Annotated in this window: 15 protein-coding genes and 1 tRNA gene; 12 read left to right on the top strand and 4 right to left on the bottom strand. The window is 65.6% G+C overall.

The features are described 5' to 3' along the window. Positions 1–54: 54 nt before the first annotated feature. The 7 genes from DBV14_RS03960 (at position 55) to DBV14_RS03930 (ending at position 8,598) form a co-directional block, all read left to right on the top strand. Positions 55–2,502, top strand: coding sequence for a DNA translocase FtsK (locus tag DBV14_RS03960; protein ID WP_124457904.1), 2,448 nt, complete (start codon positions 55–57; stop codon positions 2,500–2,502). 169 nt (positions 2,503–2,671) lie between these two features. Continuing rightward, positions 2,672–3,304 (top strand): outer membrane lipoprotein chaperone LolA, encoded by a 633-nt coding sequence (gene lolA, locus DBV14_RS03955; RefSeq protein ID WP_124457903.1) that lies wholly within the window; start codon positions 2,672–2,674, stop codon positions 3,302–3,304. Between the two features lie 36 nt (positions 3,305–3,340). Beyond that, positions 3,341–4,630, top strand: a complete 1,290-nt coding sequence (locus tag DBV14_RS03950; RefSeq protein WP_124457902.1) for a replication-associated recombination protein A — start codon at positions 3,341–3,343, stop codon at positions 4,628–4,630. Between the two features lie 241 nt (positions 4,631–4,871). After that, positions 4,872–5,801, top strand: coding sequence for a branched-chain amino acid ABC transporter permease (locus tag DBV14_RS03945; protein WP_124457901.1), 930 nt, complete (start codon positions 4,872–4,874; stop codon positions 5,799–5,801). 13 nt (positions 5,802–5,814) lie between these two features. Next, positions 5,815–7,023 (top strand): branched-chain amino acid ABC transporter permease, encoded by a 1,209-nt coding sequence (locus DBV14_RS03940; RefSeq protein ID WP_124457900.1) that lies wholly within the window; start codon positions 5,815–5,817, stop codon positions 7,021–7,023. Between the two features lie 17 nt (positions 7,024–7,040). Further along, on the top strand, positions 7,041–7,820 hold the full coding sequence (locus DBV14_RS03935; protein ID WP_124457899.1) for an ABC transporter ATP-binding protein: 780 nt from the start codon (positions 7,041–7,043) through the stop codon (positions 7,818–7,820). A gap of 1 nt (position 7,821) precedes the next feature. Beyond that, complete coding sequence (locus DBV14_RS03930; RefSeq protein ID WP_260396804.1) at positions 7,822–8,598, top strand: ABC transporter ATP-binding protein; 777 nt, start codon at positions 7,822–7,824, stop codon at positions 8,596–8,598. A 110-nt stretch (positions 8,599–8,708) separates the two neighbouring features. Here the strand turns inward: DBV14_RS03930 and DBV14_RS03920 are convergent, their stop codons facing one another. Both DBV14_RS03920 and DBV14_RS03915 read right to left on the bottom strand, forming a co-directional pair. Further along, positions 8,709–9,686 (bottom strand): tripartite tricarboxylate transporter substrate binding protein, encoded by a 978-nt coding sequence (locus tag DBV14_RS03920; protein ID WP_124457897.1) that lies wholly within the window; start codon positions 9,684–9,686, stop codon positions 8,709–8,711. A gap of 61 nt (positions 9,687–9,747) precedes the next feature. Continuing rightward, positions 9,748–10,812, bottom strand: a complete 1,065-nt coding sequence (locus tag DBV14_RS03915) for a CDP-6-deoxy-delta-3,4-glucoseen reductase (protein WP_124457896.1) — start codon at positions 10,810–10,812, stop codon at positions 9,748–9,750. 55 nt (positions 10,813–10,867) lie between these two features. Between DBV14_RS03915 and DBV14_RS03910 the strand changes: the two genes are divergently transcribed. Both DBV14_RS03910 and DBV14_RS03905 read left to right on the top strand, forming a co-directional pair. Further along, positions 10,868–11,791, top strand: a complete 924-nt coding sequence (locus DBV14_RS03910) for an NAD-dependent epimerase/dehydratase family protein (protein WP_124457895.1) — start codon at positions 10,868–10,870, stop codon at positions 11,789–11,791. A gap of 33 nt (positions 11,792–11,824) precedes the next feature. Beyond that, entirely contained in the window at positions 11,825–12,238 is a 414-nt protein-coding gene (locus DBV14_RS03905; protein WP_124457894.1) for a RidA family protein, read from the top strand. 62 nt (positions 12,239–12,300) lie between these two features. On the opposite strand, the gene DBV14_RS03900 is transcribed toward DBV14_RS03905, so the two are convergent. Next, positions 12,301–12,385, bottom strand: a tRNA-Leu gene (locus tag DBV14_RS03900). A 41-nt stretch (positions 12,386–12,426) separates the two neighbouring features. Between DBV14_RS03900 and cysM the strand changes: the two genes are divergently transcribed. From cysM to DBV14_RS03885, 3 genes are all read left to right on the top strand, one after another. Next, on the top strand, positions 12,427–13,329 hold the full coding sequence (cysM, locus tag DBV14_RS03895; RefSeq protein WP_124457893.1) for a cysteine synthase CysM: 903 nt from the start codon (positions 12,427–12,429) through the stop codon (positions 13,327–13,329). A gap of 144 nt (positions 13,330–13,473) precedes the next feature. Next, on the top strand, positions 13,474–14,052 hold the full coding sequence (locus DBV14_RS03890; RefSeq protein ID WP_124457892.1) for an NUDIX domain-containing protein: 579 nt from the start codon (positions 13,474–13,476) through the stop codon (positions 14,050–14,052). Beyond that, on the top strand, positions 14,042–14,269 hold the full coding sequence (locus DBV14_RS03885) for a sulfurtransferase TusA family protein (protein WP_119555274.1): 228 nt from the start codon (positions 14,042–14,044) through the stop codon (positions 14,267–14,269). The genes DBV14_RS03890 and DBV14_RS03885 overlap by 11 nt, the downstream gene beginning before the upstream one ends. Positions 14,270–14,367: 98 nt before the next feature. Here the strand turns inward: DBV14_RS03885 and galU are convergent, their stop codons facing one another. Then, a complete protein-coding gene (gene galU, locus DBV14_RS03880) occupies positions 14,368–15,258 on the bottom strand; it encodes a UTP--glucose-1-phosphate uridylyltransferase GalU (RefSeq protein WP_124457891.1) in 891 nt (296 codons plus the stop codon). Between the last annotated feature and the right edge of the window lie 77 nt (positions 15,259–15,335).

Below are 15,335 nucleotides of genomic sequence, written 5' to 3'. Positions count from 1 at the left end.
TGTAGTGTTCGTGCGTCCGGCCTCCGATTTTCTGGGTCGGGTGCCGTGTTTTCCATGACCTATTCGCTCAATACGCTTCAATCTTCTTCTGCCGCCGAAGGGCAACCCGTGCGCATGCGCGCCATGCGCTTTGCCCACGAAATCACGCTGATTGCCGGGTTTGCGGCGCTGTTGTTCTGGCTGCTCGCGATGCTGAGCTTCACGCCTTCCGACGCCGCATGGTCGACCTCGGGCACTGGCGGCGAAATCAAGAACTGGGGTGGCCGCATCGGCGCCTGGCTGGCCGATGGCAGCTATTTCCTGGCGGGCTACTCGGTCTGGTGGTGCCTTGCCGCGGGCTTGCGCGCATGGCTTTCGTCGCTGGCCAGTTGGCTGCGCGGCGGCGAGCCGACGCCGGCCGAGCAACCCGTGCGCGGCCGCTTCAACCGCAGCCGCCTTGCCTTCTGGTTCGGCCTTGTCCTGCTGCTGTGCGCCAGCGCCATGCTCGAATGGTCGCGCCTGTACCGGCTCGAATCGCACCTGCCGGGCTCTGGCGGCGGCGCGCTGGGCTATCTGGTGGGGCCGGCAAGCGTTCGCTGGATGGGCTTCACCGGCTCGGCGCTGGTGGCCATTGCCGGTGGCGTGATCGGCTCGGCGCTGGTCTTTCGTTTCTCCTGGAGCCTGATTGCCGAGCGCATCGGTGCCCGGGCCTATTCGTTGTTCGAGTCGCGCCGCGAAAAGCGCGAAATGGCGGCCGACATCGCCATGGGCAAGCAGGCCGCCCGCGAGCGCGCCGAAGCCGACGAGCCCGCCTACGAACCCGCGTTCACGCGCGGCGGCGACGCCGGCAAGGGCCGCGAGCCGGCCATGGATTCCGGGGCATCCGCTTCTTTCACCGAAGACGACGACGAACTCCGCCTCGAGCCGCGCCCCAAGCGCCGCGCGCCTTCGCCGCCGGTGCAGATCGAACCCGCGATGACCGAAGTGCCCAAGAGCGATCGCGTCGTCAAGGAGCGCCAGAAGCCGCTCTTCAAGGAACTGCCCGACAGCAAGTTGCCGCAGGTCGACCTGCTCGATGCCGCGCTGGTGCGCCAGGAAACGGTGTCGCCCGACACGCTCGAGATGACCTCGCGCATGATCGAGAAGAAGCTCAAGGACTTCGGCGTCGAGGTGCGCGTGGTGCTGGCTTCACCCGGCCCTGTGATCACCCGCTACGAAATCGAGCCCGCCACCGGCGTCAAGGGCTCGCAGATTCTCGGTCTGGCCAAGGACCTGGCGCGTTCGCTCTCGCTGGTGTCGATCCGCGTGGTCGAAACCATTCCGGGCAAGAACTACATGGCGCTCGAACTGCCGAACGCCAAGCGCCAGTCGATCAAGCTCAGCGAAATCCTGGGCTCGCAGATCTACAACGAAGGCAAGTCGATGCTCACCATGGGCCTCGGCAAGGACATCATCGGCAACCCCGTGGTGGCCGACCTCGCGAAGATGCCGCACGTGCTGGTGGCCGGTACCACCGGTTCGGGCAAGTCGGTGGGGATCAACGCGATGATTCTTTCGCTGCTCTACAAGGCCGAGGCACGCGACGTTCGCCTGCTCATGATCGACCCGAAGATGCTCGAAATGTCGGTCTACGAGGGCATTCCGCACCTGCTGGCGCCAGTGGTCACCGACATGCGCCAGGCGGCCCACGGCCTGAACTGGTGCGTGGCCGAAATGGAGCGCCGCTACAAGCTCATGAGCAAGCTCGGCGTGCGCAACCTGGCGGGCTACAACACCAAGATCGACGAAGCCAAGGCGCGCGAGGAGTTCATCTACAACCCCTTCAGCCTCACGCCCGACGATCCGGAGCCGCTCAAGCGCGAGCCGCACATCGTGGTGATCATCGACGAACTGGCCGACCTGATGATGGTGGTCGGCAAGAAGATCGAAGAGCTCATTGCCCGCCTTGCGCAGAAGGCGCGCGCCGCCGGCATCCACCTGATCCTGGCCACGCAGCGGCCCAGCGTCGATGTGATCACCGGCCTCATCAAGGCCAACATCCCCACGCGCATCGCGTTCTCGGTGGGCTCCAAGATCGACAGCCGCACCATCCTCGACCAGATGGGCGCCGAGGCGCTGCTGGGCATGGGCGACATGCTCTACATGGCCAGCGGCAGTGGCCTGCCGATCCGCGTGCACGGTGCGTTCGTGAGCGACGAGGAAGTGCACCGTGTGGTGGCCTACCTGAAGAGCCAGGGCGAGCCCGACTACATCGAAGGCGTGCTCGAAGGCGGCACGGTCGATGGCGACGGTGACGGCGACATGCTGGGCGGCGGCGATTCCGAGAAAGACCCGATGTACGACCAGGCGGTCGAGGTCGTGCTCAAGAACCGAAAGGCCAGCATCTCGCTGGTGCAGCGCCACCTGAAGATCGGCTACAACCGCGCCGCGCGCCTTGTCGAAGACATGGAAAAGGCCGGCCTGGTCAGTGCCATGAGCGGCAGCGGCCAGCGCGAAATTCTGGTGCCCGCGCGCACCGAGTAATTCACGCGGCGGGGCCGGTATTCAGGTTACGTTCTGAATGGCAATTTGCAAAAGCACGCAAGATGCGTTGCAAATCTTCATGAAGACCTACACCTGATTCAATTGGCCGCAGTTAGGGTCGAAGCCCAGTGCTACAGCCCGTGCACAAAGATATTCCGAGGAATCCAAATTGAAATTTCGCCATTGGCTATTGATCGGCCTTCTCAGCTCCGCCAACGCCTGGGCCGGCGGGCTCGAAAGCCTTGAGGCCTTCGTGAAGACGGTCAAGTCGGGCCGCGCCGATTTCACCCAGACCGTGACAGCGCCCGCGCGCGAGGGCCAACCGGGCCGCGTGAAGACGTCGACCGGTACCTTCGAATTCCAGCGCCCCGGCAAATTCAAGTTCGATTACCAGAAGCCCTTTGCCCAGACCATCGTGGCCGACGGCAAGACGCTGTGGCTCTACGACGCGGACCTGAACCAGGTCACACAACGCGCCCAGGCGCAGGCGCTGGGTTCCACGCCCGCCGCACTGATTGCCGCGGCCCCCGACCTGCGCGCCCTGCAGGCCGATTTCGCGCTGGAAGCCGCAGCGGAGCGCGATGGCCTGCAATGGGTCAAGGCCACGCCCAAGAACAAGGACGGCCAGCTGCAGAGCGTGCAGGTGGGCTTCCAGGGCGACGCATTGGCGGCGCTCGAAATTCTCGACAGCTTCGGCCAGCGTTCGGTGCTGAAGTTCAGCAAGGTCGAGGTCAACCCGTCGTTGCCTGCCAGCGTGTTCGACTTCAAGGCGCCAGCCGGCGCCGACGTCGTCAAGCAATAAGCACAGTCGATAAACAGACAAGCAAGCACAGAAGGTTTGGCAACCGCGCACCAACCCCTTGCCGAGCGCCTGCGTCCCAAGACGCTGGGCGAAGTGATCGGCCAGCAGCACTTGCTGGGGCCGGGCATGTCGCTGCGCATCGCATTCGAATCGGGCCAGCCGCATTCCTGCATCCTGTGGGGGCCGCCGGGCACCGGCAAGACCACCATCGCGCGGCTCATGGCCGATGCCTTCGACGCGCAGTTCCTGAGCATCAGCGCGGTGCTCGGCGGCGTGAAGGACATCCGCGAGGCGGTGGACCGTGCCACGGCCGCGCGCGACGGGCTGGAGCAGCAGCGCACCATCGTCTTCGTCGATGAAGTGCACCGCTTCAACAAGAGCCAGCAGGACGCGTTCCTGCCGCATGTGGAGTCGGGCCTTTTCACCTTCATCGGCGCGACCACCGAGAACCCTTCCTTCGAGGTCAACTCGGCCTTGCTGTCGCGGGCCGCGGTGTACGTGCTGCAGTCGCTCGGCGAAGACGACCTCAAGCAGATCGTCGTGCGCGCGCAGGCCATCCAGGCCGTGCCCGCGATCGACGGCACGGCCGTCGACCGCCTGGTGGCCTACGCGGACGGCGATGCCCGCCGCCTGCTCAACACGCTCGAGACGCTGGCCGTGGCTGCCCGCGCCGAAAAGCTCGACCGCATCGACGACGAGTGGCTGCTGCGTGTGCTCGGTGAGCGCATGCGCCGCTACGACAAGGGCGGGGAGCAGTTCTACGACACCATCAGCGCGCTGCACAAGTCGGTGCGCGGCAGCGACCCCGATGCCGCGCTCTACTGGTTTGTGCGCATGCTCGACGGCGGCGCCGACCCGCGCTACATGGCGCGCCGGCTGGTGCGCATGGCCAGCGAAGACATCGGCCTGGCCGATCCGCGCGCGCTGCGCCTGGCGCTCGATGCGGCCGAGGTCTACGAGCGCCTGGGCACGCCCGAAGGCGAACTCGCGCTGGCCGAGTGCGTGGTCTACCTGGCGATCGCACCCAAGTCGAATGCCGTCTACAAGGCCTACAACGCGGTGCGCGCCCTGATCAAGAAAGACAGCACCCGCCCGGTGCCGATGCATTTGCGCAATGCGCCGACCAAGCTCATGAAGGAGCTCGACTACGGCAAGGGATACCGCTATGCGCACGACGAAGAGGGCGGTTTCGCCGCCGGCGAGCGCTACCTTCCCGACGGCCTGGAAGGCCAGGTTTTCTACGAGCCCGTCGAGCGTGGACTCGAGATTCGCATCGGCGAAAAACTGCGTGAACTGCGCCGCCGAAACGCTGAACGAGACGATTGATACTGTCTTGCAACATGCGCCCACGCAGCGCATGACCTCACGCTCATACAGCATGAGGTGAGCGGGTAAACCCCGGTCAACACGCACCAAATCAGCGCTGGTGCGTGCTTACAATCCCGCCCACAAATCCGCCGGCGACACATGTTGGCTGGTTTTTTGCTTGTCAAGCCACGGGCGCCAAACCGGTGCCTCCGGTGGGTGAATAGCGCCCACATCGGTGCAACACATAGGGAATCGCGTTATGGAAATATTGCTGCAGCAGATCATCAACGGTCTGGTTCTCGGCAGCATGTATGCCTTGATAGCCTTGGGCTACACCATGGTGTACGGCATCATCAACCTGATCAACTTTGCGCACGGGGAAGTGCTGATGGTGGGGGCCCTCACCAGTTGGACCATCATCGGACTCATGCAGGACTCCATGCCCGGCACACCCGGCTGGCTGATCCTTCTCATTGCCTTGGTCATCGCCTGCATCGTCGCGGCAACCCTCAACTTCGTGATCGAGAAAGTGGCCTACCGGCCGCTGCGCAACAGCCCCAAGCTGGCGCCGCTCATCACCGCCATCGGCATGTCGATCCTGCTGCAGACGCTGGCAATGATCATCTGGAAGCCCACCAACAAGGCCTATCCCAACCTGCTGCCGACCGACCCCATCCACCTGGGCGGCGCAGTCATCTCCCCCACGCAAGTCATGATCCTCAGCGTCACGGCCTTCTCGCTCGTGGTGCTGATGTGGGTGGTCAACTACACCAAGCTCGGCCGCGCAATGCGCGCCACCGCCGAGAACCCGCGCGTCGCCGCGCTGATGGGCATCCGGCCCGACATGGTCATCTCGGCCACCTTCATCATCGGCGCCGTGCTCGCGGCCATCGCCGGCGTGATGTACGCATCGAACTACGGCATCGCGCAGCACGCGATGGGCTTCCTGCCTGGCCTGAAGGCCTTCACCGCGGCCGTGTTCGGCGGCATCGGCAACCTGGCCGGCGCGGTGGTCGGCGGCATTTTGCTCGGCCTCATCGAAGCCATCGGCTCCGGCTACATCGGCACCCTCACGGGTGGCGTGCTGGGCAGCAACTACAGCGACATCTTCGCGTTCATCGTGCTGATCGTCATGCTCACGCTGCGGCCATCGGGCCTGTTGGGCGAACGCGTGGCGGACCGTGCCTGAGGAGCGACGCATCATGAAGAACAGCAAGAACCTCGCTCTCTACGTCATTGGCGCCATTGCAGTGCTCGCGCTGCCGCTGCTGCTGCAGATGCAGGGCAACGCCTGGGTGCGCATTGCCGACATCGCATTGCTCTACGTGCTGCTGGCACTGGGCTTGAATATCGTGGTCGGCTATGCCGGCCTGCTCGACCTGGGCTACGTGGCCTTCTTCGCGGTGGGGGCCTACCTCTTCGCGCTGATGGGCTCGTCGCACCTGACCGAGACCTTCCCGTGGTTCAAGGCCATGTTCCCGAACGGCCTGCACACGTCGCTTCTGATCGTGATACCGCTGGCGCTGGTGGTGGCCGGCGTGCTCGGCGTGATGCTCGGCGCGCCCACGCTCAAGCTGCGCGGCGACTACCTCGCCATCGTCACGCTCGGCTTCGGCGAAATCATCCGCGTGTTCCTGAACAACCTCGACCAGCCGGTGAACATCACCAACGGTCCGAAGGGCATCACGGCCATCGACTCCATCAAGTTCTGGGGGCTCGACCTGGGCAAGGCCTGGAAGTTCGACGGCTTCACCATCTCGTCGGTGTCGCTGTACTACTACCTGTTCCTGGCGCTGGTGATCGCCACCGTGATCATTTCGCACCGCCTGCAGGTCTCGCGCATCGGCCGCGCCTGGATGGCCATCCGCGAAGACGAAATCGCCGCCAAGGCCATGGGCATCAACACCCGCAACATGAAGCTGCTGGCCTTCGGCATGGGCGCCAGCTTCGGCGGCGTGTCGGGCGCGATGTTCGCGGCCTTCCAGGGCTTCGTGTCGCCCGAGTCCTTCAGCCTGATGGAGTCGGTGATGATCGTCGCCATGGTGGTGCTGGGCGGCATCGGGCACCTGCCCGGCGTCATCCTCGGTGCCGTGCTGCTGGCTGCGCTGCCCGAGGTGCTGCGCTACGTGGCCGGTCCGCTGCAATCGCTGACCGACGGCCGCCTCGATGCGTCGATCCTGCGCCAGCTCTTCATTGCACTGGCCATGATCATCATCATGCTGGTGCGTCCGCGTGGCCTCTGGCCTTCGCCGGAGCATGGCAAGACGCTGGTCAAGAAGGGCGGCGTGCCCGTCGACCCGGCCCATGCGGCCGTGGCCCCGGGCTCGCTGCAAACGCATGCACCGGGCATCGACTCGCCCGCCGACGAATTGCCGGGTGCGGCTTCGCGTCCCATGTCCATCAATCCGTGAGCGAAGGAGAAACCGACATGACGACAACCACAGACACCATCCTCGACGTTCGCGGCATCTCCAAGCGCTTCGGCGGCCTGCAGGCCCTCTCGGACGTGGGCATCACCATCAAGCGCGGCCAGGTCTACGGCCTGATCGGCCCCAACGGCGCTGGCAAGACCACCTTCTTCAACGTGATCACCGGGCTGTACACGCCCGACAGCGGCACCTTCGAGCTGGCCGGCAAGCCCTACCAGCCGACGGCCGTGCACGAAGTGGCCAAGGCCGGCATTGCGCGCACCTTCCAGAACATCCGCCTGTTCGCCGAAATGACGGCGCTCGAGAACGTGATGGTCGGGCGCCACATCCGCACGAAATCGGGTGTGTTCGGCGCCATGCTGCGCACCGGCAGCTTCAAGGCCGAAGAAAAGGCCATTGCCGAGCGCGCGCAGGAACTGCTCGACTACGTGGGCATCGGCAAGTTCGCCGACTACAAGGCGCGCACGCTCTCGTACGGCGACCAGCGCCGCCTTGAAATTGCGCGCGCACTGGCCACCGACCCGCAGCTCATTGCGCTCGACGAGCCGGCCGCCGGCATGAACTCGACCGAGAAGGTCCTGTTGCGCGAGCTGATCGACCGCATCCGCAAGGACGACCGCACCATCCTGATCATCGAACACGACGTCAAGCTCATCATGGGCCTGTGCGACCGCGTCACCGTGCTGGACTACGGCAAGCAGATTGCCGAAGGCACCCCGGTCGACGTGCAGAAGAACGAGAAGGTGATCGAGGCTTACCTCGGCACCGGAGGACATTGAGATGACGACGACGATGACGAGCGAAGCAGAAACCCGGGCCACGGCCGCGCAGGCCAAGGTCACCGGCAAGACGCTGCTGAAAGTCAGCGGCCTGAAGGTGGGCTATGGCGGCATCCAGGCCGTCAAGGGCGTGGACTTCGAGGTCCGCGAAGGCGAGCTGGTGTCGCTGATCGGCTCCAACGGCGCCGGCAAGACCACCACCATGAAGGCCATCACCGGCACGTTGCCTTCGGGCGCCGGGCACATCGAATTCCTCGGCCGCAGCATCAAGGGCCGCGGCGCCTGGGACCTGGTCGAAGAAGGCCTGGTGATGGTGCCGGAAGGCCGTGGCGTGTTCACGCGCATGACCATCACCGAGAACCTGCAGATCGGCGCCTACATCCGCAAGGACAAGGCCGCCATCGCCAGCGACATGGAACGCGTGTTCGTCACCTTCCCGCGCCTGCGCGAGCGCAAGGACCAGCTGGCCGGCACCATGTCGGGCGGCGAACAACAGATGCTGGCCATGGGCCGCGCACTGATGGCGCGCCCCAAGGTGCTGCTGCTCGACGAGCCCACCATGGGCCTGTCGCCCATCATGTGCGACAAGATCTTCGAGGTGGTGCAGACCGTGGCCTCGCAGGGCGTGACCATCCTGCTGGTGGAGCAGAACGCCAACCGCGCGCTGCAACTGGCCGACCGTGGCTACGTGATGGAGTCGGGCCTCATCACCATGAACGGCGATGCGAAGGAACTGCTGCGCGACCCGCGCGTGCGTGCCGCTTACCTGGGCGAATAGAGCCCGTCGGGCCCTTCCAGAAATACCGCGGAACCGGCTTTGCCGGGCCGCTGGTATTGCCCCCTGCAAGGGGGTTGGCGAAGCGACACGAAGTGCGCGAAGACTGGGGGTCAGTCAACCTTTGCGCCGGTGGCCTTGACCACCTTCTCGTACTTGGCCAGTTCGCTCTTCATGAAGGCGCCGAACTGCTCGGGCGAGTTGCCCACCGGCTCGGCAAGCAGCGAGGCAAAGCGGGTCTTCGTTTCCGGCGCGTTCAGCGCGGCGACGAAGGCCTGGTTGAGCTTCGCGACCACGTCGTGCGGCGTGCCCGCCGGTGCCACAAGGCCCCACCAGGTGTCGATCGAGAAGCCCTTGAGCGTGTCCGCCACCGGGGGCACATCGGGCAGCGAGCTGCTGCGCTGCAGCGTCGTGACCGCAATGGCCTTCAGCTTGCCCGAGCGGATGTTCGGTGCCGCGGTGGCCAGGTTGTCGAAGTTGAAATCGACCTGCCCCGAGATCAGCGCCAACTGCGCCGGGCTGCCGCCGTTGTACGGAATGTGCACGGCGAAGATGCCCGCTTCCTTCTTGAACAGCTCGCCCGCCAGGTGCCCGGCGCTGCCATTGCCGCCGCTGCCGTAGTTGAGCTTGGCGGGGTTGGCCTTGGCGTAGCGGACCAGGTCGGCCACTGTGTTGATGTTCAGGCGCTTGGCCGTGTCGGCGTTCATCACCAGCACGTTGGGCACGCGGACCATTTGCGTGATCGGTGCGAAGTCGGTGGCGGCGTTGAACGGGATCTTGTTGTACAGCCACGGGTTGACCGCGTTGGTGGCCGTGGCCGCAATGCCGATGGTCAGTCCGTCCGCCGGGGCTTTGGCGACGACGTCGGCGCCGATGTTGCCGCCCGCGCCGGGCTTGTTGTCGATGATGACCGTGCCCAGCGTGTCCTTGACGCGCTCGGCCAGGATGCGCGCGGTGTTGTCGATCGGGCCGCCCGCTGCGTAGGGCACCACGAGCCGGATCGGGCGTTGCTGCTGTGCTGCGGCCTGGCCTGCGCCCATCAGGGCGGTGGCGCCGGCTAGCAGGGTGAGAAGGAAGCGTCTCGTTTTCATTTTTCTGTCTCTCGGGGAACCTGGGAAATCTGGAGAATCCGGGAAGTCTGGGGGGTGGCTGTCAGGGCAGTGCCTTGTCGGCTTCCGTGGTGAACGCATCGGCAAAGAATTCTTCGTCGGGCAGGCCGGCCAGCGCCACGTAGTCGCGCTTGGCCGAGTCGACCACGATGGGCGCGCCGCAGGCATAGACCTGGTGGCCCGAGAGGTCCGAGAAGTCTTCCAGCACCGCCTGGTGGACGAAGCCGGTGCGGCCGGTCCAGTTGTCTTCGGGCGTGGCGTTCGAAACGACCGGCACGTAGCGCAGGTTCGGCATTTCGGCCAGCTGGCCGCGCACCCATTCGTCCATGTACAGGTCTTCGGGCCGGCGGCCGCCCCAGTACAGCGCGGCGGGCCGGTCGATGCCCTTGAACTTCATGTGCTCCAGCAGTGCCTTGATTGGCGCAAAGCCCGTGCCCGAGGCCAGCAAAATCATCGGCTTGTCGGAGTCCTCGCGCAGGAAGAAGCTGCCGAAGGGGCCTTCGATGCGCAGGATTTCCTTTTCCTTCATCGTGCCGAAGACATGGTCGGTGAACTTGCCGCCAGGCAGGTGCCGCAGATGCAGTTCGATGCCCGTGCCCTGCTGGCTCAGCGTGTGCGGCGCATTGGCCATCGAATAGCTGCGGCGCGTGCCGTCGCGCAAGATGAACTCCACGTACTGGCCCGCATGAAACTGCAGCGGCTCGCCTGCCGGCAACTGCAGGCGCAGCAAGACCACGTCGTGCGACTGGCGGGCCAGGGCCAGCACCCGAACCGGCATCTTGCGGATCGGCAGCGCGCCGGCCTCGGTCACCTGGCGCGACTCGAGGACGACATCGCTCTTCGCGTGGGCGCAGCAGGTCAGCACGAAGCCGGCCAGCTGTTCCTCGGCGCTCAGCGCCTTGCTTTGGTGAGGGCCCAGCGTGACTTCGCCCGACAGCTTCTTGCACTTGCACGAGCCGCAGGCGCCGTCCTTGCAGCCATACGGGAGGCCGATGCCCTGCCGGATACCGGCTGCGAGGATGGTTTCGTCGCCATGCACCACGAAATTGCGCCCACTGGGCTCGACGGTGATGGAAAAGCCCGCATCGTGCGGCACTGGAGCAGTCATCGGTATTCTTCGGCTTGTTTTCAGCCTGGGTCTGAAAGAGAAAGGAAGCAGGATTTTGCCTTCAATCAATAGCCCCTCCGGCGCGCTGCCGGCGCGGTTCCGGCGCGAACGCCTCCTGATCGTCGGTTGCGGCGACGTCGGCCAGCGCGTGGCGCGCGACTTGCGGGGCCGCGTGCAGCTGGTGGCGCTCACTTCTTCGGCCGACCGTGTGGCCGCTTTGCGCGCGGCCGGAATCCGCCCGCTGGTGGGCAATCTGGACGATGTGGCGACGCTGCGGCGGCTGGCCGGCATTGCCACGCGTGTGCTGCACCTGGCGCCGCCCGCACGGGACGGTGGTGCCGCCTGGTGGCGCGACCAGCGCACCACCGCGCTGGTGCGGGCGCTGCGGCTGCGCTCCGTGCCGTCGGCCCTGGTGTACGGCTCGACCAGCGGCGTCTATGGCGACTGCGGCGGCGCGCGCGTGAGCGAGGCGCGCGGCGTGCAGCCCGACACGCCGCGTTCCCACCGGCGCGTCGACGCCGAGCGCGCCGTGCGCTGGCTGGGCCGCAGCGCCGGCGTGCGCGCGAGCATCCTGCGCATTCCGGGCATCTACGCGCCCGACCGCGAAAACGGCACGCCGCGCGGGCGCCTGCAGCGCGGCACGCCCGTGCTGCGGCACGAGGACGACGTCTACACCAGCCACATTCACGCCGACGACCTGGCGCGCGCCTGCGAGGCCGCGCTGTTCCGCGGCAAGCCGCAGCGCGTCGTGCACGCTTCGGACGACACCGAGCTGCGGATGGGCGACTACATGGACCTGGCCGCCGACCTTTACGGCATGCAACGCCCACCGCGCGTGGCCCGCGACGAGGCCGAGCGCCAGTTGCCCTTGCAGTTGCTGAGCTTCATGGGCGAATCGCGACGGCTCGACAACACGCGGCTCAAGCGCGAACTGCGCGTGCGCCTGGCGCACCCGACGGTGCATACCGGCCTGGTTTGACGAGAAGAGAGAAAAAGAGAGAAAGAGCGACGAATGCGCAAGAAGAGCATCACCCGCGTCCCCGATGGCCATCCCGAATTCGGATCGACGGCCGTCTTCGACACCTTCAAATATTCCGCAGGCGTCAAGGCCGGCGGCCTGCTGTTCGTGGCAGGCCAGGTCGGCCTTCGGCCGGACGGCAGCGTGCCGGAGACGGCCGCGGAGCAGGCCGATTGGGCCTTCAGGCGCCTGGGCGCGGTGCTCGAAAGCGAGGGGCTGGGGTTCGGCGATCTCGTCGAGATCGTCAGCTACCACGTGAACATCGACAGCCAGCTGGCCGATTTCCGCGAGGTGAAAGACCGCTACATCAAGGAGGACTACCCGGCCTGGACCATCCTCGGCGTGGCCGCATTGGCGCGGGCATCGTTGCTGGTGGAGATCCGGGCGGTGGCGGCGCTGAAGGCCTGACGCCGCTGGAAAGATGCGAACCAAGGCGGCTGGTTGTCGCTTTGGTTGCAGAAGAAATGAGGTGGTGCCCGGGGCCGGAATCGAACCGGCACACCTTTCGGTGGGGGATTTTGAGTCCCCTGCGTCTACCAATTTCACCACCCGGGCACATCCGGAAGGAAGCCCAAAATTATGGCACAGTGGCTGGCATGAATTATCCGACGATCGAAGATGCCATCGGCAAGACGCCCCTGGTGGCCCTGCAACGCATTCATGCGGCAGAGAACGCCAAGCGTGGCAACGTGATTCTCGGCAAGCTTGAAGGCAACAATCCCGCGGGCTCCGTCAAGGACCGGCCGGCGCTTTCGATGATCAAGCGGGCGGAAGAGCGCGGCGAGATCAAGCCCGGCGACACGCTGATCGAAGCCACCTCGGGCAACACCGGCATCGCGCTGGCGATGGCCGCGGCCATCAAGGGCTACCGCATGGTGCTGATCATGCCGGAAGACCTCTCCGTCGAGCGCGCCCAGACCATGAAGGCCTTCGGCGCCGAGCTGGTGCTCACGCCCAAGAGCGGCGGCATGGAATACGCGCGCGACCTCGCCGAGCAGATGGTCACGCAGGGCAAGGGCCGGGTGCTCGACCAGTTCGCCAACCCCGACAACCCGCGCATCCACTATGAGACCACCGGGCCCGAGATCTGGGCCGACACCAAGGGCAAGATCACGCATTTCGTCAGCGCGATGGGCACCACCGGCACCATCACCGGCGTCTCGCGCTTCCTGAAAGAGAAAAACCCGGCGGTGCGCATCATCGGGGCGCAACCGGCCGAAGGCTCGCGCATTCCCGGCATCCGCAAGTGGCCGGCCGAGTACCTGCCCAAGATCTACGACCCGAGCCGCGTCGACGAAGAAATCAACGTGAGCCAGGACGATGCCGAGGAAATGTGCCGCCGCCTGGCGCGCGAAGAGGGCATCTTCGGAGGCATCTCGGCCGCCGGCGCGCTGTGGGCCGCCCTCGAAGTGGCGAAGAAGGTCGAGAACGCGACCATCGTCTTCGTGGTCTGCGACCGCGGCGACCGCTACCTGTCGACCGGCGTGTTCCCCGCCTAAAAAAATAGGCCCGCCCCCAGGCTATGCGCACTTCGTGTCGCTTCGCCAACCCCCTCCGGGGGCAACATCAGCAGCCCGGCAAAGCCGGTTCTGCGATGTTTCTGGAAGGGGCCATGATTCAAGAACAACAAAGCTGAGAACCCCATGCCCCATCCCAAGTTTTGCCAGGTCTGTGCCACGCCGCTGGAGTGGATCGCGTTGATGGAAGACGGCGGCCCCAAGGAGCGCCTGCGCTGCCCGAATTGCGGCCACACGCACTGGAACAATCCCACGCCGGTGCTGGCGGCCATCGTCGAATACCGCGGCCAGGTGCTGCTGGCGCGCAACGCGGCCTGGCCCGGCAAGATGTTCGCGCTGATCACCGGCTTCATGGAAGCCGGCGAAACGCCTGAAGAGGGCATCGCGCGCGAGGTGAAGGAAGAAACCAACCTCGACGTCAGCGCCACCAAGCTCGTGGGCGCCTACGACTTCCAGCGCATGAACCAGATCATCATCGCCTACCACGTGGTGGCCGATGGCGAGGTCAAGCTGTCGCCCGAGCTGGTCGACTACCGCCTCTACGACCTGCCGGACCTTCGCTGCTGGCCCGCGGGCACGGGCTATGCGCTGGCCGACTGGCTGCGCACGCGCGGCCACGAGCCCGTGTTCTTCACCGCCGCCGAGAACGAAGAGCGCCGCCGCGGACTCAACCTGCCGCCCGAGGAGCCGAAGCGTGGAAGTTGATCGCGAAATCGACACGCGCGGGCTGAACTGCCCGCTGCCCATCCTCAAGGCCAAGAAGTCGCTGAACGACATGGCGAGCGGGCAACTGCTGAAGGTGGTGTCGACCGACCCGGGCTCGGTGCGCGACTTCCAGGCCTTTGCGCGGCAAACCGGCAATGAGCTGATGGCGCAGGAGACGGTGGGGAGCGACTTCATTCATGTGCTGAAGAGGCGCTGAAGAAGTCGGTGGGGATGGCAAGGCCGCTGGCGCCCATCCCGGCCTTCCCCCGGGAGGGGAAGGAGAAAAACCAAGGCCTGGACCCAGGACCGAAGCCGCTACAGCTTCAGGCTCTTGAGGTATTCGCGGAATTCGCTGCCCACTTCGGGGTGGGCCAGCGCCAGTTCCACGGTGGCCTGCAAAAAGCCTTCCTTGCTGCCGCAGTCGTAGCGGATGCCCTTGTAGGCGTACGCGTAGACCGATTCTTTCTTCATCAGCGCCGCGATGCCGTCGGTCAGCTGGATCTCGCCGCCCGCGCCCTTGGGCTGGTTGCGAATTTCATCGAACACGCCCGGCGTGAGGATGTAGCGGCCGGCCACGCCCAGGCGCGACGGCGCATCTTCGGGCTTCGGCTTCTCGACCATCTGGCTGACCTTGACCAGGCCGTCTTCGATGGTCTCGCCGGCCACGATGCCGTAGCGCTTGACGTGCGCCAGCGGCACTTCCTGCACCGCCAGCAGCGAACCGCCGAGGCGGGCAAAGGCCGAGGTCATCTGTGCCAGCACCGGTTCGCCGTCGGTCGGGCCGACCATCAGGTCGTCCGCCAGCAGCACGGCGAAGGGCTCGTTGCCCACAAGGTGCTCGGCGCACAGCACCGCGTGGCCCAGGCCCAGCATGCGCGGCTGCCGCACGTACGAGCAGGTCATGTCGTCGGGCATCACCGAGCGCGCGATGTTCAGCAGCGCGGTCTTGCCACTGGCTTCGAGCTGGCTTTCGAGCTCGTAGGCGGTGTCGTAGTGGTCTTCGATGGCGCGCTTGTTGCGGCCCGTCACGAAGATCATGTCGCGGATGCCCGCGGCGTAAGCCTCTTCCACCGCGTACTGGATCAGTGGCTTGTCGACCACCGGCAGCATTTCCTTGGGCTGTGCCTTGGTGGCGGGCAGAAAGCGGGTGCCAAAGCCCGCAACGGGAAATACAGCCTTGCGGATGCGTGTCGATGGTGTGGACATGGGCGGTTCGGCGTCGGTTCGTTGAAAGATGGGAGGTCGGTCGAGGAAATCGGTCGAATCAGCAAGCTGATGCTGGA

The sequence above is a fragment of the Variovorax sp. KBW07 genome (assembly GCF_003852515.1).
Taxonomy (GTDB): Bacteria; Pseudomonadota; Gammaproteobacteria; order Burkholderiales; family Burkholderiaceae_C; genus Variovorax.
This window is presented reverse-complemented; position numbering and strand designations above follow the sequence as displayed.